Raw genomic sequence first — 22,859 nt, 5'->3', positions numbered from 1 at the left:
AGTTGAATAGCTGATGGCATCGATCGGCCAGATCGTCGAGCAGACCCCGGCAGCGGATGCGCTCGGCCGCGCCCGTCAGCGCGCGACTCTGGTGCCCGACTGCATGGTCGAGGCCAAGCGGATCGCCAATACGGTGATTGCCGGCTGGCATGGCCGCCGCAAGCGCGGCATCGGCGAGAATTTCTGGCAGTTTCGCCCCTATTCCGACGGCGAGAGCCTGTCGCGCATCGACTGGCGGCGCTCGGCCCGCGATGATCATCTCTACATCCGCGACCGCGAATGGGAGGCCGCCCATACCGTCTGGCTCTGGGCCGACCTGTCGCCCTCGATGATGTTCAAGTCGACGCTCGGCCATGTGTCGAAGGAAGGTCGCGCGCTGGTCATCATGCTGGCGCTGGCCGAAATCCTTGCCCGGTCCGGGGAGCGGATCGGCTGCCCCGGCGTGATGGAGCCGGTTGCGGCGCGCAATGCCGCCGAACGGCTGGCCGCAGCGCTCATTCATGCGCCGGCGATCACCGGCATGCCCGATACAGCCATGGTGCGCGGCGCAAGCGACCTCGTGCTGATCGGCGATTTTCTCGACGATGCCGACGCCATTCTGAGCCAGATCGCGCCTCTGGCAAAACGCGGCCAGCGCGGCCATGTCATCGAGATCGCCGACCCTGCCGAGGAAGACTTCCCCTATGCCGGGCGGACCGAATTTTCCGACCCGGAAACCGGCGAAAAGCTGACATCCGGGCGGGCAGAGACCCTGCGCGACGACTACCGCCTGGCCTATACCGCCCGCCGGGACCGGCTCGGGGAAGGCATGCGCCGGCTCGGCTGGAGCTTCGTCACCCATCGCACCGACCAGCTCGCCTCGCAGGCGCTGGTCGCCATCCACATGTATCTCTCCGGCACGCCCCCGCTCAGCGACAGGAGTGCCCGCTCGTGAGTTTCCTGTCGCTTGCCTTCACGACACCCTTCGTTCTGGTCGCCCTTGCCGCCCTGCCGCTAATCTGGTGGCTGCTGAAACTGACCCCGCCGCGGCCGCGCCAGGAGGTGTTTCCGCCGCTGAAGATCCTCGCCACCATCCTGAAGCGCGAGGAGACACCGGCCAAGAGCCCGTGGTGGCTGACGCTGCTGCGCATCCTGATGGCCGCGCTGGTAATCGTCGCCCTCGCCGATCCGGTGCTGGACCCGCGCAGCAATTCGGTGTCCGGCGACGGCCCGCTGGTGCTGGTGATCGACAACAGCTGGGCCTCGGCCGGCGACTGGGAGCGCCGCCGCCAGACGGCAGAGGCGTTGATTGCCGAAGCCGACGGCGCCGATGTGCCCGTCTCGATCGTCTTTACCGCCGAAGACCGGCAGGACGCCACGCCAAGTGTTGCCGCAGCGGCCGAAAAGAAGCTGGTCGCCACCGGCCCCCGGCCGCTCGGCGCCAACCGGCCGGACGCCATCCAGGCGCTGAAGGAGGCGCTCGACGGCACCCGCCCCGGAACGCTCGCCTTCCTCACCGACGGCATGGCCCGCCAAGGGGATGATCCAGACGAGACGATTTCCGCGCTACAAGCGCTGTCGCCGCGCCAGTTCCGGATAATCGAAGGCGATGGCAATGCCGCCATTGCGCTGACCAGTGCCAGCAATGGTGCCGATGCCCTCGCTGTCACCGCCAGTCGCCTGACGACCGCAGACGCACGGACCATCACCGTCAATGCACAGGATGCCCAGGGCCGCGCCATCGCCTCCGGGACGATCACATTCCCGGCGGGTGCGGCCACCGCGCGCGGCGAGATCGCAGCCCCCTTCGAGCTCCGCAACGATTTTGCCCGCGTCTCGGTGGCCGGGCTTGCGACGGCCGGCTCCGTGCATCTGCTCGACGACGGCTTCCGCCGCCGCCGCGTGGCACTGCTCGCAGGCGACAGCAACGACGAATTCCAGCCGCTGCTGTCGCCGCTCTACTACATCGACCGCGCACTCGATCCCTATGCCGATCTGATCAAGCCGAAGGAATCGGACCTCGCCGTCTCGATCCCGGAACTGCTGACGCAGAACCCGTCCGCCATCGTCATGGCCGATATCGGCCGACTGCCGCCCGATGTCTATGATCCGCTGCAGCGCTGGATCGGCCGCGGCGGCACGCTGATCCGCTTTGCCGGACCGCGGCTGGCAGCGACGCCGACCGGCGATCCGCTGGTGCCGGTGACCCTGCGCCAGGGCGAGCGCGCGCTCGGCGGCGCGCTATCCTGGGCCGAGCCGCAACCGCTTGCCGATTTTCCCGCCAACGGACCCTTTGCCGGCATGCCGCGCCCGACCGATGTCAGCGTCAAGCGCCAGGTTCTGGCCGAACCGACGCCGGATCTTGCCGAGCGCACCTGGGCGAGCCTTGCCGACGGCACGCCGCTGGTGACCGCCCGCGCCATCGGCCGGGGTCGTATCGTGCTCTTTCACGTGACCGCCGAGGCCACATGGTCCAACCTGCCGATCTCCGGCGACTTCGTCGAAATGCTGCGCCGCCTCGTACAGCTCTCGCCGGCAACGGCAGCGGCCGGCGACAGCGCCGATCCGCAGGCGGCAACGAGCGTCGCACCCTGGCGACTGCTGACAGCCGACGGTGCCCTCACCGCCGACGCCGGGAGCGCTCGCCCGCTCGACCTCGGCCCGGCCAAGCCGCTGGCAGCGAGCTTCGACAATCCGCCGGGCCTCTATGGCAGCGAGGACGGCTTTACCGCGCTCAACCTGTTGCCCGATCGGGCCGAGTTGAAGCCGCTCGATCTTGCCGGTGTCTCCGGCATCAGCCGCGAGCCGCTGATCGGTGCGCAGGCAACCCCACTGAAGCCGACGCTGCTGGCGCTCGCGCTCGCCCTGCTCTTCCTCGATGCACTGATCGTACTGTTCATGAACGGCGCCTTTGCGCGCATTCCGCGTCGCGCCGCCGCGACGGCCGGTGGTATGGCCATCGCCGCGATCTTCGCCCTGTCACCGGCGCCGCCTGCCCGCGCCGACGATAGCAAGCCCGGCGACGCCCAGGTGCTCGAGCGGCTCGACAATACCCATCTTGCCTATGTCATCACCGGCGAGGACGACGTCGACACGCTGTCGCGCGAAGGGCTTGAAGGGCTGACCGAGTTTCTCACCTATCGCACCACGCTGGAACCCGGAGAGCCGGTCGGCGTCGACATCTCCAAGGATGAGCTGTCCTTCTATCCGATCCTGTTCTGGCCGGTTTCGGCCAGTGCGCCGATGCCGTCAGCGGCAACCGTCAGCCGCATCGACGCCTATATGCGCGCCGGCGGCACCGTGCTGTTCGACACACGCGACCAGCTGTCCAGCCTTGGCAATGACGGCGGACCGACGCCGAACGGCCAGCGCCTGCAGGCGATCCTTGCCAGCATCGACATTCCCCCGCTGGAGCCGGTGCCCTCCGATCACGTTCTGACCCGCGCCTTCTATCTGCTGTCGAGCTTTCCCGGTCGCTATTCCGGCAGCCCGCTCTGGGTCGAGGCGCGGCAGGAGGCGAAGTCCGCCAGCGGCGGCGTGACATCGTCGGCCGACGGCGTGTCTCCGATCATGATCACCGGCAACGACCTGCTGGGCGCCTGGGCGATCGACGCCAACGGCCAGCCGCTGATGCCGACCGTGCCGCCGGATGAGCGCCAGCGAGAACTCTCCTACCGTGCCGGCGTCAATATCATGATGTATATGCTGACGGGCAACTACAAGGCGGACCAGGTGCATGTCCCGGCCCTGCTGGAAAGGCTCGGCCAATGACCAGCATCGCTTTCGATCCCTTCCTGCCGCTCTGGGTTCTCGGCGTACTGGCTGTCGGCGCCGTGCTGCTCGGCATGCTCGGCATCGTGCGTGCGGTGCGCGGCAGCTGGCTGAGGCTGACCGCCTTCGCCGCCCTGCTGCTGGCACTGGCCAACCCGCAGCTGATGCAGGAAAACCGCGATCCGCTGTCGACCGTCGTGCCTGTCATTGTCGACCGCAGCGCCAGCCAGGATACGCCCGAGCGAAAGGCGATGACCGACGAGGCGCTGGCCGAACTGAAGACCCGCTTTGCCCGCTTTCCCGATATCGAGCCGCGCTATGTCGAGGTGAAGACGCCGGAGAGCTCCGACAGCCCGTCCACGCGCCTGTTCGAGGCGTTGAAGGCGGCGATCGCCGACGTGCCGCCCGCCCGCATCGGCGCCGCGGTGATGGTGACCGACGGACAGATCCACGATCTGCCGGCCAATGCCCAGGCGCTCGGCTTCGATGCGCCACTGCACGGCCTGATCACCGGCCGCGCCGACGAGACCGATCGCCGGATCGAGATCGTCCGTGCCCCGCGCTTCGGCATTGTCGGCGAGGATCAGGAACTGACCTTCCGGGTCTTCGACGACGGGGTTGCCGCGCCCTCGCCCGCCGATGTGACGATCAGCATGAATGGCGAGGTGCTCGGCGACGTCACGGCGGTACCGGGCCAGCCGACCCCCTTTACCTTCAAGGTGCCGCGCGCCGGCTCCAACGTCCTCGAATTCTCCGTCGCCGGCCTGCCGGGCGAAGTGACCGATGCCAACAACCGCGCCATCCAGCTGATCGACGGCATCCGTCAAAACCTGCGCGTGCTGCTGGTCTCCGGCGAACCGCATGCCGGTGAGCGCGCCTGGCGCAACCTGCTGAAATCCGACGCCTCGGTCGATCTGGTGCATTTCACCATTCTGCGGCCGCCGGAAAAGCAGGACGGCACGCCGATCAACGAACTGTCGCTGATCGCCTTTCCGACGCGCGAGCTGTTCATCGACAAGATCCACGACTTCGACCTGATCATCTTCGACCGCTACCAGCATCGCGGCGTGCTGCCGATCCTCTATTACGACTACATCGCCGATTACGTGAAGAATGGCGGAGCGCTGCTGATCGCCGCCGGGCCAGAATTTTCCGGTCCGGACTCGATTGCCGCGACGCCGTTGAATTCTGTCCTGCCGGCCTCCCCGACCGGCGACATCGACCAGGCCGGGTTCTATCCGCGGCTCTCGGATATCGGCAAGCGCCACCCGGTGACCCGCGGTCTTGACGGCTCTGCCGCCGAGCCGCCGAAATGGGGGCGCTGGTTCCGCACCATCGATGTCGGCCAGACCGACGGCGAGACGGTGATGACCGGGGCCGACAATCGCCCGTTGCTGGTGCTGAACCGCGCCGAAAAGGGCCGCGTCGCCATGCTGCTCTCCGACCAGGGCTGGCTCTGGGCCCGCGGCTACGAAGGCGGCGGCCCGCATGTCTCGCTCTATCGCCGCATCGCCCACTGGCTGATGAAGGAACCCGAGCTGGAGGAAGAGGCACTGACGGCGCGCGCCACCGGCCGCAACCTGATCGTCACCCGTCAGACGATCGGCGACGATCCCGGCCCGGCCACCGTGCATTATCCCTCCGGCCGCGAAGAGCAGCTGGCGCTGACCAGGGCCGCCCCCGGCCTGTGGCGCGCGGAAAAGCAGATGGAAGAGACCGGTCTCTTCACCGTCACCAATGGCGACTTCTCCGCCCTCGTCCATGTCGGTGCCGTCGATGCGCCGGAGTTCAAGGCGATGATCTCGACCACCGATACGCTGTCGCCGCTGAGCGAGGCCACACATGGCATCACCACGCGGCTCGACGGCGGCAAGGGCAGTGCCCGCATGCCGGCCATCCTGCCGGTCAACGGTCCGGTCCGCGTCGCCGATAACAATCGCCTGACGGTGCGGATGACCGACGAGACGATCCTCAAGGGCGTCGACACCATGCCGCTGTTTGCCGGTTTTGCCGGTCTGGCGCTGATCCTGCTGGCGATGTCGAGCATGTGGTGGCGCGAGGGACGATGACCGCGATGAGCGAGGATCTCGCCTTCACCGATCACGTCCCGGAGGCGGCCCGTGCAGACATTCTCGATCGGCTGAAAGCCTACAACAATGCATTGCTTGGCCCGACCGACCGCCGCGAGCTGTTCATTCCGCTGCGCAATGATGCCGGCGAAATCGATGGAGGTCTGATCGGCTATACCGGTCGCGGCTGGCTGTCGATCGAGATGGTCTATGTGCCAGAGCGCCTGCGCGGCCAGGGCATGGCAGGCAGACTGCTGCAAACGGCCGAAGACGAGGCGAGGCGTCGCGGATGCCGCGGCGCAGTCATCGACACGATCAATCCGGTCGCAAGGCGGGCCTACGAGGCCCAGGGCTTTTCGGTGTTCGGCCGGATAGACGGCTTTACCGGAGACTTCGACCTCACCTGGCTGATCAAGCGGTATGCGCAACCCTGACGAATGATCGAGCGGGAGCCGAGACGCCGGTCCGATCCCCCGTGCTATCCGTCACTCCGCAGCCTCGGCCAGAGCGGCCCCGCGCTCGCCCTGCCGCGCAACCTCGTCCGACCGCCAAACGATCGACCCCTTCAGGCGCGCATGGACATTGTCGCCATTCGGCACGATCAGCACCCGGCCCGGATCGACAGGTCCCGGAAACACCAGCGCGTTCCAGGCCACCTTCTCGAACCCGAGCGGCATGTAATAGGGCGGATCGCCGACCAGGATCACGCCTTCGGAGCCCCGCCGCACCGCAGCCGCGATCGCGATGCGGACGAGTTCACGGCCGATGCCCAAGTTCTTGTGGGTCGGGCGGACGGCGAGCGGACCGAGAAGATGGCCCTTGACCTCCCCCGCCATGACCGGCGTCATCCGCACCGAGGCGATCGTCTCGCCGCGGTCGGCACAGACGAAGGAGAGCGACCGGTCATGCGGACCCTGCTCGCGGATGCGCGCAGCCGCTCTGGCAAAGCGACCGGGACCGAACGCTTCTTCGTTGATGATATCGATGATGGCGTCGTGGGAAGCATCCTCGGTGAGGTAGACGAACTCGTGAGCGTGCATGAAAGGGACCTGGACTAACGGAACGGAAGACATGGGGCTGGGACGGTCGCGGCCGAGGGGCCGTGCCGGAGAAGCTTCAACGTCGTCGCGGGGTCCTGAAGTCGGTCATTGCAGCGGTGGTTCCTTACCGAAAGTGACATCGTGGATAACAGCATTTCAAAAGCCCGTCCAACGGAAAACGCACTGTTCAGGTTTTACCGGCTCGCATTCCCGGTCAAAGACCATATTTTCTGGATGGAGAAACGATCAAACAGGGAGATGGCCGATGGGCATGCTCGAAAACGGCGTCTGGCACGATGTCTGGTACGACACCGGGGCCAACAAGGGGCACTTCAAGCGCGACGCCTCGGCCTTCCGCAACTGGGTGACGGCAGATGGTGCCCCCGGCCCCTCGGGCCAGGGCGGCTTCAAGGCCGAAAGCGGCCGCTATCACCTCTATGTGTCGCTCGCCTGCCCTTGGGCGCATCGCACGCTGATCTTCCGCAAGCTGAAGAAACTGGAGCCGCATGTCACCGTTTCGGTGGTGCATCCGCTGATGCTGGAAAACGGCTGGGAATTCAAGGAAGCCGACGGCGCCACCGCCGATCCGCTGTTCGGCGCCGATGCCCTCTGGCAGATCTACGTGAAGGCCAAGCCCGACTATAGCGGCCGCGTCACGGTGCCGGTCCTCTGGGACAAGCGGGAAAACACCATCGTCTCCAACGAATCCGCCGAGATCATCCGCATGTTCAATTCGGCCTTCGATGAGCTGACGGGTTCGAGGGACGATTACTATCCGGCCGATCTGCACGGCGAGATCGACGCATTGAACGCGCGGATCTACGACACCGTCAACAACGGCGTCTACAAGGCCGGGTTCGCCACGACCCAGTCGGCCTATGAGAGCGCGATCTCACCGCTGTTTGACAGTCTCGACTGGCTGGAGCAACGCCTCACCGCCCACCGCTTCCTGGCCGGCGACCGGCTGACCGAGGCCGACTGGCGGCTGTTCACCACGCTGGTGCGCTTCGACGCCGTCTATGTCGGACATTTCAAGTGCAATATCCGCCGGATCGCCGACTACCCCAATCTCTCGGCCTATCTGCGCGATCTCTACCAGTGGTCCGGCGTGGCCGACACGGTGAATATGGAGCACATCAAGCACCACTATTACCGCAGCCACAAGACGATCAATCCATCCGGCATCGTGCCCGTCGGACCGATGCTCGACTTCGACCGCCCACATGGTCGCGACCGCCTGCACGAGGCGGTGGAAGTCACCAGAAATCGTCGTGCGGAAGCAATCCGCTGAGCTCTTCCAGCCGGCGGCGCGTCGATGCGGATGTGCCGTCCGGCAGGTTTTCGGGATCGAAGAAGCCGCACTCGACGATCTCCCAGTCGCGCGGGCGCGGCGCGGTCTGCTTGACCTTCGCCTTGTAGAACACCACGTGGTCCCGGGGACTGGCCTTCGTGTTCAGATAGACATGGACGAGTTCGGCAGGTGCCGTCAGCACCAGATTGCCTTCCTCGCGGATTTCCTTTTCCAGCGCATTGGGAAGCGTTTCCCCGCGTTCCACCCCGCCGCCCGGCATGTACCAGCCCGGCAGATAGGAGTGACGGACGAGAAAGATCTCGCCCTTGTCGTTGTAGCAGGCGGCCCTGACACCCAGCGTCATGCCCCGGCTGAAGGCGAAATAGCGGTGCATCAACCACATCAATAGCCGGCGATATGAACCTTCCATCGGCGCATTGCGTTGCGTCATCATTGTTCCTTCACGCCAGTGCCGCTATGGATGTCTTCATGTATAAACTCGCACATATCTCGGACGTCCATCTCGGTCCCCTTCCCGCAATAACGTGGCGCGAACTCTTCTCAAAGCGAATTATCGGCTATATCAACTGGCAGCGGAACCGCCGCAAGCATATGTTTGCAAACGCTCTTGACCTTGTTATGGCAGAAACCGGACGATGGTCACCCGATCACCTGGCGATCACCGGCGACATGGTCAATCTGGCCACCGGCATCGAGATCCGCATGGTCGCGGACTGGTTGCGGCAGGCGGGCGATGCCCAGCATCTCTCGGTCGTGCCAGGCAATCACGATGCCTATGTGCCGGGTGCGCACGACAAGGCGATCCACGCCTGGTATCCTTATGTGCGCGGCGATGACGACCCGGACGCGTGGGAAAAGGACCACAAGCTCTTTCCCTATATCCGCCGGCGCGGGCCGATCGCGATCATCGGCTGTTCCACCTCGATCGCCACGCCGCCGTTTTCCGCCATGGGCTATTTCGGCAGCCGGCAGGCGCGCGAAACGGCGCAATTGCTGGCCCAGGCCGGCTCCGAGGGCCTCTTTCGCGTCGTCATGATCCACCATCCGCCGATCCGGGGGGCTGCCCCTGCCTACAAGCGGATGGTCGGGCTTCGCCGCTTTCGCGCGGCGATTTCCGTCGGTGGCGCCGAGCTCGTGCTGCACGGCCATACCCATCTCAACAGCCGTTACACGCTGCCCAGCAAGGGTCGCGAAGTGCCGGTGATCGGCATCGCCTCGGCAAGCCAGGGCCCCGGCGGCGAAAAACCGGCGACCAGCGTCAACCTTTTCGAGATCGAAGGCGGCCCCGGCAACTGGACGCTCGACTGGGAACGCCGCCGGCTCGATGACGAGGCGGATGCATTTCAGACCGTCCACAAGGAGCGGCTTCGCGTCTAGCCGCGCCCTGGAGGCGATGGCGAAGACTTCCGGCCAAGGCTCTGTTCATCAACAAGAAAAGCCCCGGACGCCAAGGCTGCCGGGGCTTTATTCATTGGGGTCCGACCCGGCTTGCCGTCAGGCCTTGGCGCGCTCCTCGAGCACGCGGTTGGCAGCCGACACCACCGCCTCCAGCGAGGCGGCCACGATATTGGTGTTGACGCCGGCGCCGAACAGCTTGCCGCCCGGATATTCCATCTCGACATAGGCGATGGCCGAGGCATTGGAGCCGTGCTGCAACGAATGCTCGGAATAGTCGGCGACCGAGATCTCGATGCCGAGATAGCTCGACAGCGCGTTGATGAAGCCGTCGATCGGGCCGGTACCCTGCCCCTCGATCCGCTTCGTCTCGCCCTTGTCGGTGATCTCGGCGGCGACCACCCTTACCCCCTTGCGGTCGGTGCCGACCGGATAGGTGTGGTGGTCGATGAACTTCAGCCGCCCTTCCGGCTGCTCGACATAACGCTCCATGAAGCGCTCATAGATCCGCCTGGAGGCAAGCTCCTTGCCTTCCTCGTCGGTGATCTTCTGGATGTCCTCGCGGAACTCGACCTGCATGCCGCGCGGCAGGTTCAGCCCGTAGTCCTGGTTGAGGATATAGGCGATGCCGCCCTTGCCGGACTGCGAGTTGATCCGGATGATCGCCTCGTAGGTGCGCCCGACATCCTGCGGATCGATCGGCAGATAGGGCACTTCCCAGACCGGGTGGTTGGCAACCTTGATCGCCTTCATCCCCTTGTTGATCGCATCCTGGTGCGACCCGGAAAAGGCGGTGTAGACCAGCTCGCCGACATAGGGGTGGCGTTCCGGGATGACCATCTCGTTGGAATATTCGTAGACGTCCTTGATCCGCTCGATGTCGGAGCAGTCGAGCTGCGGATCGACCCCTTGGGTGAACATGTTGAGCGCCAGCGTCACCACATCGACATTGCCGGTGCGCTCGCCATTGCCGAACAGCGTGCCCTCCACCCGGTCGGCGCCGGCCAGCAGGCCGAGTTCCGTCGCCGCGATGCCGGTACCCCGGTCGTTGTGCGGATGCAGGGAGACGATGACGTTCTCCCGGTTGTCGATATTGCGGCACATCCACTCGATCTGGTCGGCATAGACATTCGGCGTCGCCATTTCGACCGTGGAGGGCAAATTGAGGATCAGCTTGTTGTCGGCGGTCGGCTTGACCTCGGCGACGACGGCATTGCAGATCTCCAGGGCCACTTCGAGTTCCGTGCCGGTAAAGCTTTCCGGGGAATATTCGAAGCGATAGTCGCCGCCGGCCTTGGCGGCCATGTCCATGATCATCTTGGCTGCATCGACCGCGATCTGCTTGATGCCGGCAACATCCTTGCCGAACACCACGCGACGCTGCAGCTCGCTGGTGGAATTGTAGAAGTGGATGATCGGCTGCTTGGCCCCTTCCAGCGCCTCGAAGGTGCGGGTGATCAGCTCCGGCCGGCACTGGACCAGCACCTGCAGCGACACGTCGTCGGACACCTTGCTGTCCTCGACGCACCAGCGGGCAAAGTCGAAATCCGTCTGCGAGGCCGAGGGGAAACCGATCTCGATTTCCTTGAAGCCCATGTCGAGCAGCAGATTGAACATCCGCGCCTTGCGATCATGGCCCATCGGGTTGACCAGCGACTGGTTGCCGTCGCGCAGATCCACCGAACACCAGATCGGCGCCTTGTCGATCGTCTTGGTCGGCCAGGTGCGGTCGGGAATGTTCACCTGCGGATAGGGCCGGTACTTCACCGCCGCTTCCGGCATGCCGTCCTTGACGGCGTGGGTCTTCAAAATCATCGTCTTCTTCCTCTTCCGCATTCCCGTCGCGGATCTAGCGCAACGCGCCTGTTAAGGCGACGGAAAATGCTTACCCCTTCGGGTAAAATCAGGTCTTGAATGTTCGTGATGGACGAGGAGCTGAGCCGGCATGGCCATTCGGCCGCCGGGCGCTCCTCAAAGGACCCGGCAACCGCGGATAAGGCCGAGAAGGAGAAGCGAGTTTAGGGCAGAGCTCGACGCGCCGGCCGTGAAGCGGCCCGCGTCGAATGAGATCGCAATGTTCTTGCCCGAGATCGTCATGGGAAAACTGATACCCGCAGTCGCCGCATCAGGCAAGCCAAATATGAACAGCGCAGAACGGCGGGCAGTCTCCGCCTCTTACTGCAGACCGCAGTCGGACGGTCAGCGCACGACCGGCTCGCCGTGGAAGCGGCGTTTGGAGGGTGGCGATACCCCGAAGCCGACCTCCATCATCAGGCGCGGGCGCTGGGTCGGCACCGTGCCCATGTGAAAGCCGAAGGGGTCCTCTACGAAGCCGGTGCCGGCCGGGCCGGTGATCTTGATCTCGCTGTCCTGGCCGTAGACGCCGAGCACCTCGTCTGCCGGATGACCGACCATCAGCGTCAACTGGTGGCGCAGCGCCCGGCGCTTGTGGCTGCCGCGCACGAAGACATGCGGGCCGGTGCCCTCGTCGGCCGGCAGGATGTAGAAGAAGAATTTCAGCATCCGCCAGTCATCCAGGTCGAAGTGATACTTGAACGACGCCTGGCTCATGTCCTTCTCGCTGGCGGCTGCGGTCGGAAAGCTCCACCAGACCCGGGTGGTGATCAGCCTCGCCTGGGCGCCGAGGTAATGCGCGGCGATCTCGCCGAGCCGCGGGTCCCGCTGAACGCTCAGCACCTGCGGGCATTCGATGCTGCGATCGAAATAGTGTCCGCTGAGGATCGCCCGGTCGAACCGCTTTTCGGCGGCGTCATGCTCGCCCGGCAGAAATTCCAGCCGGCGGTCGAAATTGCCGAAACACGGCGTGCAGGCGGCAAAGGCCGAAATGCCCTCATGGATCCCGGCCGGCAAGTCGAGACCGGTGAAGATCCCGTCCTTTCGCAGGCTGTCGGCCGCAGCGCGGGCGTCGACATCGCCGAACATCGAGGGAGCGCCGTCGCCCTGCCCCGCATATCGCTTCGAGGCCAGCCAGTGGAGCCGCCGGCCCGGCATGGTCCTGGCCAGCACGAACATCGGCAACCATGCCGGATTTTCACGCAGATCCTTCAGATAGGTCGGGATACGCGCCCGGATACGTTGGATTTGGCTGCCGTTGCGGGCGGCGGCTTCGAGATCCTTGTGCGTGCCGGCCAATGCATTTCTCCTAGATCGCGGGGGACAATGATAGATTGCTAAAATAAAACATATGCCCGCATAAATAGTAAGCACTCGCGTCAAATTTGTGGCGATGCAGCATTTCGCGGCAGCGCAACAACGGCCGTATTATGTGAGCGAGCGCTGCTAGAGCCCGTCAATGCTGGCCTTGGAAGGTCTCACACGACCTTTTCCGCCTCCGATTTTTTTGTTGCGGCTGGGACCGTTTTCGCTTTTCGCGCTTTTTTCACGCCCGCCAGCCCCGGGATAACGATCCGGCGGCGCCCGCCCGATTGACCGATATCAGGCCCGATGAGACAATCTATGCGGGTCACAAAGGGGGCTGCCTTGGAACAGTTGCACCCGGTCATCGGCACGGCACTGGTCGTGGTGCTGGTCGCATTCCTGCTGGTCGTCGTCGTCAGGTTGCTCGACGGAACCATCGCGACAGCCGGCATGCTGATCACGCAGCAGCATGAAGGGGAAACGGCGGGGCTCGAGCGGCAGACGCTGCTTTTCGCCTCGGTCGCTGCGGCTGCCGGCTATTTCATCTACGGCATGAAGATCGGGCTGGAGACCGGCCGGATGCCGGACTTCCCGGAAGAACTGCTGCCCTTTCTCGGCGGAACCAATCTCGCTTATCTCTCTGGCAAGTTCATGAAACTGAAAGGGATTATCTCATGAAGGAGATCGCCGCATTGCTCCAGCCGCAGGTCATCGCTCTGCTGGTCGCGGTCGTCGTCGCCACGCTCATCCTGGCAGCCGGCCTGACCGTTGTCAGGGCCATGTGGAACGGCACGATCGAGATCAGCCATCTTCTGAGCGAATCGACCGCGCTGCCCGGCACGGCACCCAAGGCCAGCCTCAGCCGGTTCCAGTTCCTGCTGTTCACCTTCGTCGTCGCCGGCCTCTATCTCGTCTTGTCGCTGGAGACAGGCACGCTGATCGACGTGCCGAACGGCACGCTCGTGCTTCTCGGCATCAGCGGCGGCACCTATGTAGCCGGCAAGGCGATGAACGGCCAAGGCCCGTCGAAGGACAAGGGCCCGCTCGGGTCTCCAGGTCCCGCGCCGGGCGGCGGCGATGCAGCGGCCGTCGCCACCCAGGCCTCTTCCACCGCCCGGGAGGCATCGCAGAGCGCCGCCACGTCCGCCGTCAGCGCCGCTCATTCCGCCGGTGAAGCGCAAGGGGTCGCCGAAACGGTGAGACCCACCCCACCCGCCGGAGCCTGAGACGCGGCCCGCACGGCGCGACACATTCGCAACGTCAAAGGAGCCAGAGATGGGACCCGCAACAGCAGCCATGGCCTTGCGTCTCCTGCTGCGCCCGACATTCGGCATGGCCGCGGCGCTGTCGGTCGCCGCCATGCCGTCACGGGCCGAGGAACCGCCGACCCTGCCGTCCGAACTGGAAGCATGCCGGGCGATCTTCGAGCCGATAGGGGCGCCCGACGGGACAGACGGCGCCGACACCCATACCTATGTCTTTGCCAATGGCAGCAATCCGACACCGCCGGTGCCGACCGCCATCCACCGCTGCCACGCCGCGGCCTTTGCCCTTAGACTGAACGGCATTACCCGCGATCCGGACTGGGTGGCGGAAGACATCACCCCGGACGAGGTGCAATCGGGGGCCGAACGCAGCAACAGCTTCTTCGTCGCCCCGGACGAGGCGCTCTATTCGGCGACGCTTGCCGATTATCGCAGCAGCGGCTTCGATCGCGGGCACCAGGCGCCGGCCGGGGATTTCTCCGGCGACCAGACCAAGCAGGATGCGAGCTTCGTGCTATCCAATATCGGCCCGCAGGTCGGCCGCTGCTTCAACCAGGGCATATGGCGCGAACTGGAGACTGCAGTGCGCGATCTCGTCACCACGCGAAAACGGCTGATCGTCTTTACCGGCCCGATCTTCGAGGGACCGCTGCGCACCCTGGAGGACGTCAAGCGGGCCCGCAATCCCGTCCAGCCCCTCGTGCCCGCGCGCGAAACGACCAGCAGCGACGACAATCAGCCGCCCGGTTCTGCAGCCATTCCCGATGCCTTCTTCAAGATCGTCTTCGACCCGCAGCGGGGCCGCGCCATGGCCTTCCGCTTCCCCAACGCGGCGCTGTGCAAGCGTGCGCATGAGGACGCCGAATTCCGCACCACCATAGATGCGATCGAGGAGGTCACAGGCTTCAACTTTTTACCGGGCCTGTCCCATCGCGAGCAGAGCCTGCTGGAAGACGCCACGTCGCCCTTCTGGACCTGGTAGCGCGCACGCCCATGTGGCTGCGCCGGCGTCAGGCCTCCTTGCGGGCCAGCCGCAGAAGCATCAGCATGGCCGCCCCGGCGACCAGCCCCCAGAAGGCACCCGATATGCCGCCGATCGAGATGCCGGACGCGGTGATCAGGAAGGTGACGGCAGCAGCCTCACGGGTCTCCGGCGCCTTGAAGGCGGCGACCGCCGAGCCGGAAAAGGCACCGATCAGCGCCAGGCCCGCGACGGCCTCGATCAGGATCGGTGGCGCCAGCGAGACGAAAGCGGTCACTGCACCCGCCAGAAGGCCGAAGACGATATAGCCCGCGCCCGCCACGACCGCCGCCCAGTAGCGCCGAGCGGGATCCGGATGCGCGTCGGCACCGGCGCACATCGCCGCCGTGATCGCCGCAAGATTGACCGCATGGCCGCCGAAAAACGCCGACAGGAACGAAAAACCGCCCGTCACCGCAAACAGCGGTCCCGGCTTCGGCTCGTAGCCGTTGACCTTCAGCACCGCGATGCCTGGAATGTTTTGCGATGCCATGGTGACGACGAACAGCGGCAATGCGATCGAGATCGTGGCGGCCAGCGAAAACTGCGGCAGGACGAAGGCGACCGGCGGCGCCAGCGCCGAGATCACGCCACCTGCCGGATCGCCGGAGAGATCGACCCCGAGCACCATGACCAGCACGAAGGCAGCCAGCGCCGCCGGCACGGCATAGAGACGCTTGAAGGCGGCGACGATCGCCCAGGCGACAAAAATCGGCAGGCCCAGCAGCGGATCGCTGGCAATCGCGGTGAACGGCGCGAAGCAGAGGCCGAGGATCACGCCGGCCAGCATGGCATTGGCAAGCGGCGCCGGGATCGCCGCAACCGCCCGGCCGAGCGGCTTGAAGAGGCCGGCAATGACGATCAGCACGGCGCAGACGGCAAAGGCCCCGACCGCATAGGCAAAGCCGCCTTGCGGCATCCCGGCCGTCACCAGCAGTGCGGCCCCCGGCGTCGACCAGGCGATCGACACGGGCTGGCGTGTCCAGAGGCTGAGCAGGATGGCGCAAACGCCCATGGCGACAGACAGCGCCATCACCCCGGACGCCGCCTCGAGCTCGGTGGCCCCCACGCCCCGCAATCCCTGCAGCACGACGGCAAACGAACTGGCAAAACCGACAAAAGCCGTCAGCAGTCCCATGAACAGGCTCTGGGCGGAAAAATCCTTGAGCATCGAGGCAAAAACCGAATATCTGAACTGCGCGATCCAGCACCAGTCGCCAACTTGGCCCCCGAAAGCAAGAGCGCATGACGCGGAAACGGTACGCGCGGATCGCGCCTATCGGCCCGAGACCCCCAGAAAGATAGTGGGTGCAATTTTCATCATCGATGAAATTCAAATTTAAGAAGATACTGCTTTAGTGGACTTCAACTTTGTGGAGTTCCCATGTCCCTTGCCGCGCGGTTCTGCGTTCTTGCGCTTCTGTTTGTCTGTCCGGCCACCGCCTTCGCATCCCAGCTGGACTGGCACGTGGCGCGAAGCAGCCGGGAAGTCGCCTATACGATCGACAAGTCCAACTGGCTGCCGGTGCGCAGCGGCGACGTGATCCCGAACACGGCCTGGGTCTCCACGGGTCCGCGCGGGCGTGTCCAGCTCACGCGTGGCGTGGAGATGATCGCCTTCCAGCCGAACACGCTGGCCGGCCTGTTTTCCACCACGGCCGAGGACCGCAAGACCACGGTCGTGCAACAGAAGGGCAGCATCGAGCTCGAAATCGAACACCGCGACCATCCGCACACAACGGTGCAGACACCGTTTCTCGCCGCCGTCGTCAAGGGCACGCATTTCCACGTCTCCATCAAGGGCCGGACAACCGCCGTATCCGTCGACCGCGGCATCGTCGAGGTCACATCCTTTGCCAGTGGCCAGCGCTCCGACCTGCGCGCCGGCCAGCGCGCCAGGGTGGATGCCGTCAAGGGCATGACGGTTGCCGGCGCGACCACACCGAGCATCACATCCGTGGCGCCAAGCACCGCCCAGGTTCGGGCCGTGGGTGCCAAGTCCCTCAACGGCGCCTCATCGTCCTCGTCCTCTTCCTCGTCGTCATCCTCTACATCCGCATCCTCGCATGGCAATTCCGGCGGTCTCAGTGCCGGCCGCGGGGACGGCAATGGAAATGCCAACAACCGCGGCAATGGGAACGGCAACGGTTATGGGAACGGAAACGGTAATGGGAACGGAAACGGGAACGGCAACGGAAACGGAAACGGAAACGGGAACGGGAACGGGAACGGAAACGGAAACGGAAACGGGAACGGGAACGGAAACGGGAACGGGAACGGCAACGGAAACGGGAACGGGAACGGAAACGGAAACGGAAACGGAAACGGGAACGGAAACGGAAACGGAAACGGAAACGGAAACGGGAACGGAAACGGAAACGGAAACGGAAACGGGAACGGAAACGGAAACGGAAACGGAAACGGGAATAGCGATGACGACTAGGCCGGCAAGGGCTTGAGCGGACCGCTAACGCGCGCCGCCTCGACATATTTGATGACGAATGACTTGGCGTCCGCACGGCGCCGCAAACCGATTTGCAGAGGTGGTCCTTGGACCAGGTGATTGCTATTCTCAGAGGCCGTTGGCTGGCCGGCCTGTTCAGGCTCTGCATGGTGGCGGCTATGCTGGTGCTCGCCGTCGGCGGCAGCGATTTCGGCTTTGTCCGGCAGATCGACAATGACCTGAGGGCCCTGCGCTTCAAGGCGGCCCCCCGTCCCGCCACCGGGGATACGGTTTACCTTGCCATCGACAAGCAGAGCCTCGACCGGGTCGGCACCTGGCCGTGGCCCCGGGGCATCTATGCCGAGGCGATCGACAAGCTGCTGGCAAGCGGAGCGGGCGACATCTTCCTCGATGTCGATTTCAGCAACCCCTCGACGCCCGGCGAGGACACCAAGCTCGAAAAGGCACTCGACGATGCCGGCGGCGTCATCCTGCCGGTGTTTCATCAGTATCGCACGGCCGGATCGCAAAACGACGTCACCATCACCCGCCCGATCCCGCAACTGGCAGACAAGGCCTGGCTGGCCTTTGCCAATGTCTTCCCCGACCGCGACGGCCGCGTGCGGCAGATGGTGATGGGAGACGTGCTCGACGGCGCGCCCGTGCAGTCGGCAGCCGCCCTCCTCGCCGGCGCGCATCAGACGATCGGACCGCTGCCGATCGACTACTCCATCCAGCCATCCACCGTTCCGACCTATTCCTTCGGCGATCTGCTCGACGGAAAGGTGGGCAGCAAGGAGCTGAACGGTCGCAACATCGTCATCGGCGCCTATGCGACCGAGCTGCAGGACATCTTCGCGGTGCCGGTCTATCGCACCCTGCCCGGCCCTGTCCTGCACATCCTGGCAACCGAGACCCTGCTGCAGAAGCGCGCCCTGCACGGCTTCAATCAAAAACCGCTTCAGCTGCTGCTCGTCCTGCTGATCCTCGTGTCCATCTTCGCCCTTCGCCGGCGATCGGTGCTGATCGTCGTGACCGGCGCGCTGGCGCTGTTTGCCACGGGCGAGGTCGCCGCCTTCGCCCTGCAGCGCCAGCTCGCCTTTACGCTCGACACCGCAAGCTTCTGGGTGCTTCTGGCCGCCGGGCTGTTCATGTTCATGACCGAGAAGATCGATCTGTCGAACCTGCTCGTCGCGATCGCCAATGCGGAGCATTACAATACGCGACGGGTCCTGCACCGGATCGTCGCCGACAGTGCCGATGGCGTCATCGCCTTTGACGAAAGCCTTGATGTGATCGAGGAAAGCGGCTCGGTCAGAACCCTGCTTTCGCGGCCGCGCCGGATCCGTCGGGGTGCCTCCCTGCCGCAACTGCTGCCCGATGATCTGATGCAGAATGTGCGCAAGACGATCGCCGACTACACCGCCTCTCCGGATAGGGCGCGTTCCCGCACGGTCGCAGCGCGGATCGCGCATGACGGCGGTACACGCCACCTGGAAGCCACGATCACCATCTCGCCGGCGATTGCCCGCCCGGACAAGGTACGCGTGCATGGCCCTGCCTTCCTCGGTTCGCTGATCATGCGCGACGATACCGCCCGGCGGCTCTACGAGGACAAGCTGGAGGAGCTGGCCCATTCCGACGCGCTGACCGCCCTGCTCAACCGCCATGCCTTCACCGAAGCGCTCGACAGGATGGAGGGCTGGGTGCATATCGCGGTTCTCGATCTGCACCGCTTCTCGGTGCTGAACGCAACGCTCGGCCGGGATGCCGGCGACGAATTGCTAAAGGCGGTGGCAGACAAATTGCGCGCGGCAGAACCTTCCGCGCTTGTCGGCCGGCTCGGCAGCGACGTCTTCTGCTTGGCCGTCCCGACGGCACGATATCAACCGGAATCGGCCCTTGCCGAACGGTTGCTGGCACTGTTCGACAAGCCGCTGAGCTTCGGCGGCCGGCAGGTACAATCGAGCGTCCATGTCGGCCTGCGCACCCGCCCGGGCCCCGATGGCGACGCGACCCGCTGGCTGGAAGAGACCGAACGGGCGCTCGAAGACGCCAAGCTGGTCGCCGGCAGCGGCTGGCGAAGCTATGACCCGGCGACCGCCCTGCATGTCAGCCGCGCCCGCGAGGTCGAGCGTCACCTGCACACCGGCCTTGAGCGCCGCGAATTCTTCCTGGTCTACCAGCCGCAAATCGACCTGGTCAGCGGCGATCTGATCGGCGCGGAAGCGCTGATCCGCTGGGTGCAGCCGGATCTCGGCATGATCCCGCCGGTGGAATTCATCCCGATCGCGGAAGCCAATGGCTTTATCGCCGAGCTTGGCGAATGGATCCTGAACGAGGCCTGCCGCGAGGCGGCCGGCTGGCCGGACGATCTGACCGTCGCGGTCAACGTCTCGGCCCATCAGTTCCTCAGCGCCGACATGCTGGGTTCGGTGCGCCGGGCGCTTGCCGCAAGCGGCCTGCCGGCGCGGCGGCTGCATATCGAGGTCACGGAATCGGTCTTCATCCACAACACCGACAAGCTCGCCGATATCCTGAAGGCCCTTCGTGCCGACGGGATCACCGTGGCGCTCGACGATTTCGGCACCGGTTATTCGTCGCTCAGCTATCTCGCTGCCTTCCCCTTCGACAAGCTGAAGATCGACCAGAGCTTCGTGCGCAAGATGGCAAGCGATGCGGGTGCGGAAGCGATCGTGCGCACCATTCTGTCGCTCGCCCACAGCCTCGGACTGAAGGTCGTCGCCGAGGGGATCGAGAGCGAGATCGAATGGCGCATGCTGCAGCAGATGGGATGCCAGCAGGGCCAGGGCTATCATTTCGGCAAGCCGCAGGGGCCAGCCCAGCTGCTGTCACTGCATGGTCGCGAAACCTGGTCGCTGGCCGCCGTCTCCTGACCGTCGCGGATTGTCCCGCTACTGCTTGACCAGTTCGACGCGGCGGTTGCGGGCCCGGCCGTCGTCCGTGTCATTGCTGGCAACCGGCGCATAGGGGCCGATCCCCTTTGCCGCCAGGCGCGCAGCTGAAATGCCGGCCTTCTCGAGGACGTCGACCACCGCATCGGCCCGCTGCTGCGACAGGCTCATATTGTGGTCGATGACGCCGGTATTGTCGGTGTGCCCGACGATATAGACCTTGAGATCGGGCTGCTGCTGCAACAGCGCCGTCATCTGCTGCAGCGTCTCGTCGGAACTCCGGTCCAGCTCGGCGCTGTCATTGGCAAACCGGATACCGTAGAGCGCCACATGGCCGGCCGTGGCCAGACCCTCGCTCATAGCTTTGGCATCGACGGCCACCTGGCCACCCTGCATGGCCTTGCCTTCGGCAATCTGCAGCAGAACGCCCGCCTGGCGGTTCCCGTCCTGGCTGACCAGCACCGTCAGATCGACGGCGCCCTGCGGCCGGTCGAGATGGGCCGTCAGCGCACTGACATTGCCATTGGTCGCCATCAGCGTGTCGATCATCACATTGCGCTCGCCCGACATCTCGTCGAGCAGCGGGTCAACGACCTGCGAGGCGAAGTCGAACCCGCCGCAGCTGTTGCGGTCGCATTGATAGGCGACGGCAAAGCCGGCCGCCTGCAGCGCCTGTTCGTAGTTGCGAAACACTTCGAGTGCGGACTTGCCTGCGGGCACGGCATAGGCAATGCGGCTGAGCCGCCCCTCGACCTTGCGCGACTTCTGGAACCCGCCCTCGTCATAGGGGCCGAGCGGCAGCGTCAATTCGGCATAGTCCTGGTTCTGGTAGCCGATGATCACCGACCCCTTGAAGCGGGACACGATCGGACTGTCATGGCCGCCGTCGACATCGGCGGTCGGAACCGGTGTGGCAAGGGCCGGCGCGATGGTCAGGGTGGCAAGGACGAGGCCGACAAGGCCGACAGTCAGGCAAGAGCGCATCTGATATCCTTCAAACATTCGGTCGGCATCGTATTCGCCGCAGCGCCCGCCGTTTTTCCGATCCGAATGCGGCTACAGGGTGGCAAGCCTGCCGTCGCCATCGCTCGTAAATAGGACCGGGTGACAGCCAGACGTCCATAGATGCCCGCCGCCTGGCCGCGTATAGCACCCCGTGCCACACCGGTGCTTTGGGCGCCGACATCGTTCGAAATCCCGTTTCGCAGACGACAAAATTGTGAATTCTGCCAATGCGGCCCCCCGGCCCTTGCCATAGCCCCCCCTTTTTTCTAAGGACCCAGCCGACGCATTCGAGGCGTCCCGTCTTATTTCCGCTGCAACAGCGCGGCGAGGTACACGAAGGATAAAGCCTTGATCCAGACTCCCTATTACCTGATCGACAAGTCGAAGCTGCTCCAGAACATGGAGAAGATCGCCATGCTGCGCGAGCAGTCGGGCGCAAAAGCCCTCCTGGCGCTGAAATGCTTCGCCACCTGGTCGGTCTTCGACCTGATGCGCGACTACATGGATGGCACCACCTCTTCGTCTCTGAACGAGGTGCGCCTCGGCCGCGAGCGCTTCGGCAAGGAGACCCATGCCTATTCCGTGGCCTATGCCGATCACGAGATCGATGAAGTCGTGTCGCATGCCGACAAGATCATCTTCAACACCGCAGGCCAGCTGACCCGTTTCGCCGACCAGTCCGCCGGCATTACCCGCGGCCTCAGGCTGAACCCCGGCGTGTCGTCGTCCAGTTTCGATCTCGCCGATCCCGCCCGCCCCTTCTCGCGGCTCGGCGAATGGGATGTCGCCAAGGTCGAGCCGGTGATGGACATGATCTCCGGCTTCATGATCCACAACAACTGCGAGAATGGCGACTTCGCGCTTTTCGACCGGATGCTGGGCGAGATCGAGGAAAAGTTCGGCACGCTGCTGAAGAAGGCCGAATGGGTGAGCCTCGGGGGCGGCATCCATTTCACCGGTCCCGACTATCCGCTCGAAAGGCTCGCCGAACGGCTGAAGCGTTTCTCCGGTGAATTCGGCGTCCAGGTCTATCTGGAGCCCGGCGAGGCCTCGATCACCAAATCGACCACGCTCGAAGTCAGCGTTCTCGACACGCTCTACAACGGCAAGAACCTCGCGATCGTCGATAGTTCGATCGAGGCGCATATGCTCGACCTGCTGATCTACCGCGAAAACGCCCGCATGGCGCCGAATGACGGAGAACACCGCTACATGATCTGCGGCAAGTCATGCCTGGCGGGCGACATCTTCGGCGAGTTCAACTTCGACCACGAATTGAAGGTCGGAGACCGGATATCTATTCAGGATGCCGCCGGTTATACCATGGTCAAGAAGAACTGGTTTAACGGTGTGAAAATGCCGGCAATCGCCATCCGCGAACTGGATGGCAGCCTCAGGACGGTCCGTGAATTTTCCTACACGGACTACGAACAAAGCCTTTCGTGAAAAAGGCGTCTGACGATTGGACATAAGGAGTTAGTCCCC

The 22,859-nt window shown here is 64.6% G+C and carries 19 protein-coding genes; 13 read left to right on the top strand and 6 right to left on the bottom strand.

Features of this window, described 5'->3' with window-relative positions; genetic code table 11:
* The first annotated feature begins 13 nt into the window (after window positions 1-13).
* The 4 genes from J2Z17_RS19900 to J2Z17_RS19885 are packed head-to-tail and all read left to right on the top strand — an operon-like array spanning window position 14 to window position 6,253.
* Complete coding sequence (locus tag J2Z17_RS19900) at window positions 14-934, top strand: DUF58 domain-containing protein (RefSeq protein WP_209947493.1); 921 nt, start codon at window positions 14-16, stop codon at window positions 932-934.
* Entirely contained in the window at window positions 931-3,750 is a 2,820-nt protein-coding gene (locus J2Z17_RS19895; RefSeq protein ID WP_209947491.1) for a DUF4159 domain-containing protein, read from the top strand. The genes J2Z17_RS19900 and J2Z17_RS19895 overlap by 4 nt, the downstream gene beginning before the upstream one ends.
* Entirely contained in the window at window positions 3,747-5,819 is a 2,073-nt protein-coding gene (locus J2Z17_RS19890; protein ID WP_209947489.1) for a hypothetical protein, read from the top strand. The genes J2Z17_RS19895 and J2Z17_RS19890 overlap by 4 nt, the downstream gene beginning before the upstream one ends.
* 5 nt (window positions 5,820-5,824) lie before the next feature.
* Window positions 5,825-6,253, top strand: coding sequence for a GNAT family N-acetyltransferase (locus tag J2Z17_RS19885; RefSeq protein WP_209947486.1), 429 nt, complete (start codon window positions 5,825-5,827; stop codon window positions 6,251-6,253).
* A 51-nt stretch (window positions 6,254-6,304) separates the two neighbouring features.
* Here J2Z17_RS19885 and J2Z17_RS19880 read toward each other — a convergent pair whose 3' ends face one another.
* Window positions 6,305-6,859 carry a GNAT family N-acetyltransferase gene (locus J2Z17_RS19880; protein WP_209947484.1) on the bottom strand — a complete coding sequence of 185 codons (555 nt, stop codon included), beginning with the start codon at window positions 6,857-6,859 and terminating at the stop codon, window positions 6,305-6,307.
* A 265-nt stretch (window positions 6,860-7,124) separates the two neighbouring features.
* Between J2Z17_RS19880 and J2Z17_RS19875 the strand changes: the two genes are divergently transcribed.
* Window positions 7,125-8,150 (top strand): glutathione S-transferase family protein, encoded by a 1,026-nt coding sequence (locus tag J2Z17_RS19875; protein ID WP_209947482.1) that lies wholly within the window; start codon window positions 7,125-7,127, stop codon window positions 8,148-8,150.
* Here the strand turns inward: J2Z17_RS19875 and J2Z17_RS19870 are convergent.
* A complete protein-coding gene (locus J2Z17_RS19870; protein ID WP_209947480.1) occupies window positions 8,116-8,601 on the bottom strand; it encodes an NUDIX domain-containing protein in 486 nt (161 codons plus the stop codon). The genes J2Z17_RS19875 and J2Z17_RS19870 overlap by 35 nt on opposite strands.
* A 38-nt stretch (window positions 8,602-8,639) precedes the next feature.
* Here J2Z17_RS19870 and J2Z17_RS19865 point away from each other — a divergent pair, with 38 nt between their 5' ends.
* The gene (locus J2Z17_RS19865) at window positions 8,640-9,548 is read left to right on the top strand and encodes a metallophosphoesterase family protein (RefSeq protein WP_209947478.1); all 909 of its coding nucleotides are present in this window, start codon (window positions 8,640-8,642) and stop codon (window positions 9,546-9,548) included.
* A 117-nt stretch (window positions 9,549-9,665) separates the two neighbouring features.
* On the opposite strand, the gene leuA is transcribed toward J2Z17_RS19865, so the two are convergent.
* On the bottom strand, window positions 9,666-11,381 hold the full coding sequence (gene leuA, locus J2Z17_RS19860) for a 2-isopropylmalate synthase (protein ID WP_209947476.1): 1,716 nt from the start codon (window positions 11,379-11,381) through the stop codon (window positions 9,666-9,668).
* A gap of 384 nt (window positions 11,382-11,765) precedes the next feature.
* Complete coding sequence (locus tag J2Z17_RS19855; protein WP_209947474.1) at window positions 11,766-12,719, bottom strand: hypothetical protein; 954 nt, start codon at window positions 12,717-12,719, stop codon at window positions 11,766-11,768.
* A gap of 348 nt (window positions 12,720-13,067) precedes the next feature.
* Here J2Z17_RS19855 and J2Z17_RS19850 point away from each other — a divergent pair, with 348 nt between their 5' ends.
* Genes J2Z17_RS19850 through J2Z17_RS19840 form a run of 3 tightly spaced genes read left to right on the top strand, consistent with a single transcriptional unit; the run spans window position 13,068 to window position 14,972 of the window.
* Entirely contained in the window at window positions 13,068-13,403 is a 336-nt protein-coding gene (locus J2Z17_RS19850; protein ID WP_209947472.1) for a hypothetical protein, read from the top strand.
* Window positions 13,400-13,951: a hypothetical protein gene (locus tag J2Z17_RS19845; protein ID WP_209947470.1), complete on the top strand. Its 552-nt coding sequence runs from the start codon at window positions 13,400-13,402 to the stop codon at window positions 13,949-13,951. The genes J2Z17_RS19850 and J2Z17_RS19845 overlap by 4 nt, the downstream gene beginning before the upstream one ends.
* Before the next feature lie 49 nt (window positions 13,952-14,000).
* Window positions 14,001-14,972, top strand: coding sequence for a DNA/RNA non-specific endonuclease (locus J2Z17_RS19840; RefSeq protein WP_209947468.1), 972 nt, complete (start codon window positions 14,001-14,003; stop codon window positions 14,970-14,972).
* A gap of 28 nt (window positions 14,973-15,000) precedes the next feature.
* Here the strand turns inward: J2Z17_RS19840 and J2Z17_RS19835 are convergent, their stop codons facing one another.
* Window positions 15,001-16,182 carry a benzoate/H(+) symporter BenE family transporter gene (locus J2Z17_RS19835; protein ID WP_209947466.1) on the bottom strand — a complete coding sequence of 394 codons (1,182 nt, stop codon included), beginning with the start codon at window positions 16,180-16,182 and terminating at the stop codon, window positions 15,001-15,003.
* Between J2Z17_RS19835 and J2Z17_RS19830 the strand changes: the two genes are divergently transcribed.
* The 3 genes from J2Z17_RS19830 to J2Z17_RS19820 all read left to right on the top strand — a co-directional run bounded on the left by J2Z17_RS19830 (window position 16,175) and on the right by J2Z17_RS19820 (window position 20,351).
* Window positions 16,175-16,354 carry a hypothetical protein gene (locus tag J2Z17_RS19830; protein WP_209947463.1) on the top strand — a complete coding sequence of 60 codons (180 nt, stop codon included), beginning with the start codon at window positions 16,175-16,177 and terminating at the stop codon, window positions 16,352-16,354. The genes J2Z17_RS19835 and J2Z17_RS19830 overlap by 8 nt on opposite strands.
* 41 nt (window positions 16,355-16,395) lie before the next feature.
* The gene (locus J2Z17_RS19825; protein ID WP_209947461.1) at window positions 16,396-17,454 is read left to right on the top strand and encodes a FecR domain-containing protein; all 1,059 of its coding nucleotides are present in this window, start codon (window positions 16,396-16,398) and stop codon (window positions 17,452-17,454) included.
* A 116-nt stretch (window positions 17,455-17,570) separates the two neighbouring features.
* Entirely contained in the window at window positions 17,571-20,351 is a 2,781-nt protein-coding gene (locus J2Z17_RS19820; protein ID WP_342454440.1) for an EAL domain-containing protein, read from the top strand.
* 18 nt (window positions 20,352-20,369) lie between these two features.
* Here the strand turns inward: J2Z17_RS19820 and J2Z17_RS19815 are convergent, their stop codons facing one another.
* On the bottom strand, window positions 20,370-21,353 hold the full coding sequence (locus J2Z17_RS19815) for an OmpA family protein (protein WP_209947457.1): 984 nt from the start codon (window positions 21,351-21,353) through the stop codon (window positions 20,370-20,372).
* 369 nt (window positions 21,354-21,722) lie between these two features.
* Between J2Z17_RS19815 and nspC the strand changes: the two genes are divergently transcribed.
* Entirely contained in the window at window positions 21,723-22,820 is a 1,098-nt protein-coding gene (nspC, locus tag J2Z17_RS19810) for a carboxynorspermidine decarboxylase (RefSeq protein ID WP_209947455.1), read from the top strand.
* Window positions 22,821-22,859: the final 39 nt, after the last annotated feature.

This window comes from Heterorhizobium halophytocola, from assembly GCF_017873095.1.
In the GTDB taxonomy this organism is placed as follows: domain Bacteria; phylum Pseudomonadota; class Alphaproteobacteria; order Rhizobiales; family Rhizobiaceae; genus Allorhizobium; species Allorhizobium halophytocola.
Note: the sequence above shows the minus strand (reverse complement) of the source record. Positions and strands in the feature narration are given on the sequence as shown.

Coding starts and splice junctions, on each gene's coding strand:
- J2Z17_RS19900 (WP_209947493.1), top strand. CDS start 14: ATGGCATCGATCGGCCAGATCGTCGAGCAGACCCCGGCAGCGGATGCG.
- J2Z17_RS19890 (WP_209947489.1), top strand. CDS start 3,747: ATGACCAGCATCGCTTTCGATCCCTTCCTGCCGCTCTGGGTTCTCGGC.
- J2Z17_RS19885 (WP_209947486.1), top strand. CDS start 5,825: ATGAGCGAGGATCTCGCCTTCACCGATCACGTCCCGGAGGCGGCCCGT.
- J2Z17_RS19880 (WP_209947484.1), bottom strand. CDS start 6,859: ATGCACGCTCACGAGTTCGTCTACCTCACCGAGGATGCTTCCCACGAC.
- J2Z17_RS19875 (WP_209947482.1), top strand. CDS start 7,125: ATGGGCATGCTCGAAAACGGCGTCTGGCACGATGTCTGGTACGACACC.
- J2Z17_RS19870 (WP_209947480.1), bottom strand. CDS start 8,601: ATGACGCAACGCAATGCGCCGATGGAAGGTTCATATCGCCGGCTATTG.
- J2Z17_RS19865 (WP_209947478.1), top strand. CDS start 8,640: ATGTATAAACTCGCACATATCTCGGACGTCCATCTCGGTCCCCTTCCC.
- leuA (WP_209947476.1), bottom strand. CDS start 11,381: ATGATTTTGAAGACCCACGCCGTCAAGGACGGCATGCCGGAAGCGGCG.
- J2Z17_RS19845 (WP_209947470.1), top strand. CDS start 13,400: ATGAAGGAGATCGCCGCATTGCTCCAGCCGCAGGTCATCGCTCTGCTG.
- J2Z17_RS19840 (WP_209947468.1), top strand. CDS start 14,001: ATGGGACCCGCAACAGCAGCCATGGCCTTGCGTCTCCTGCTGCGCCCG.
- J2Z17_RS19835 (WP_209947466.1), bottom strand. CDS start 16,182: ATGCTCAAGGATTTTTCCGCCCAGAGCCTGTTCATGGGACTGCTGACG.
- J2Z17_RS19825 (WP_209947461.1), top strand. CDS start 16,396: ATGTCCCTTGCCGCGCGGTTCTGCGTTCTTGCGCTTCTGTTTGTCTGT.
- J2Z17_RS19815 (WP_209947457.1), bottom strand. CDS start 21,353: ATGCGCTCTTGCCTGACTGTCGGCCTTGTCGGCCTCGTCCTTGCCACC.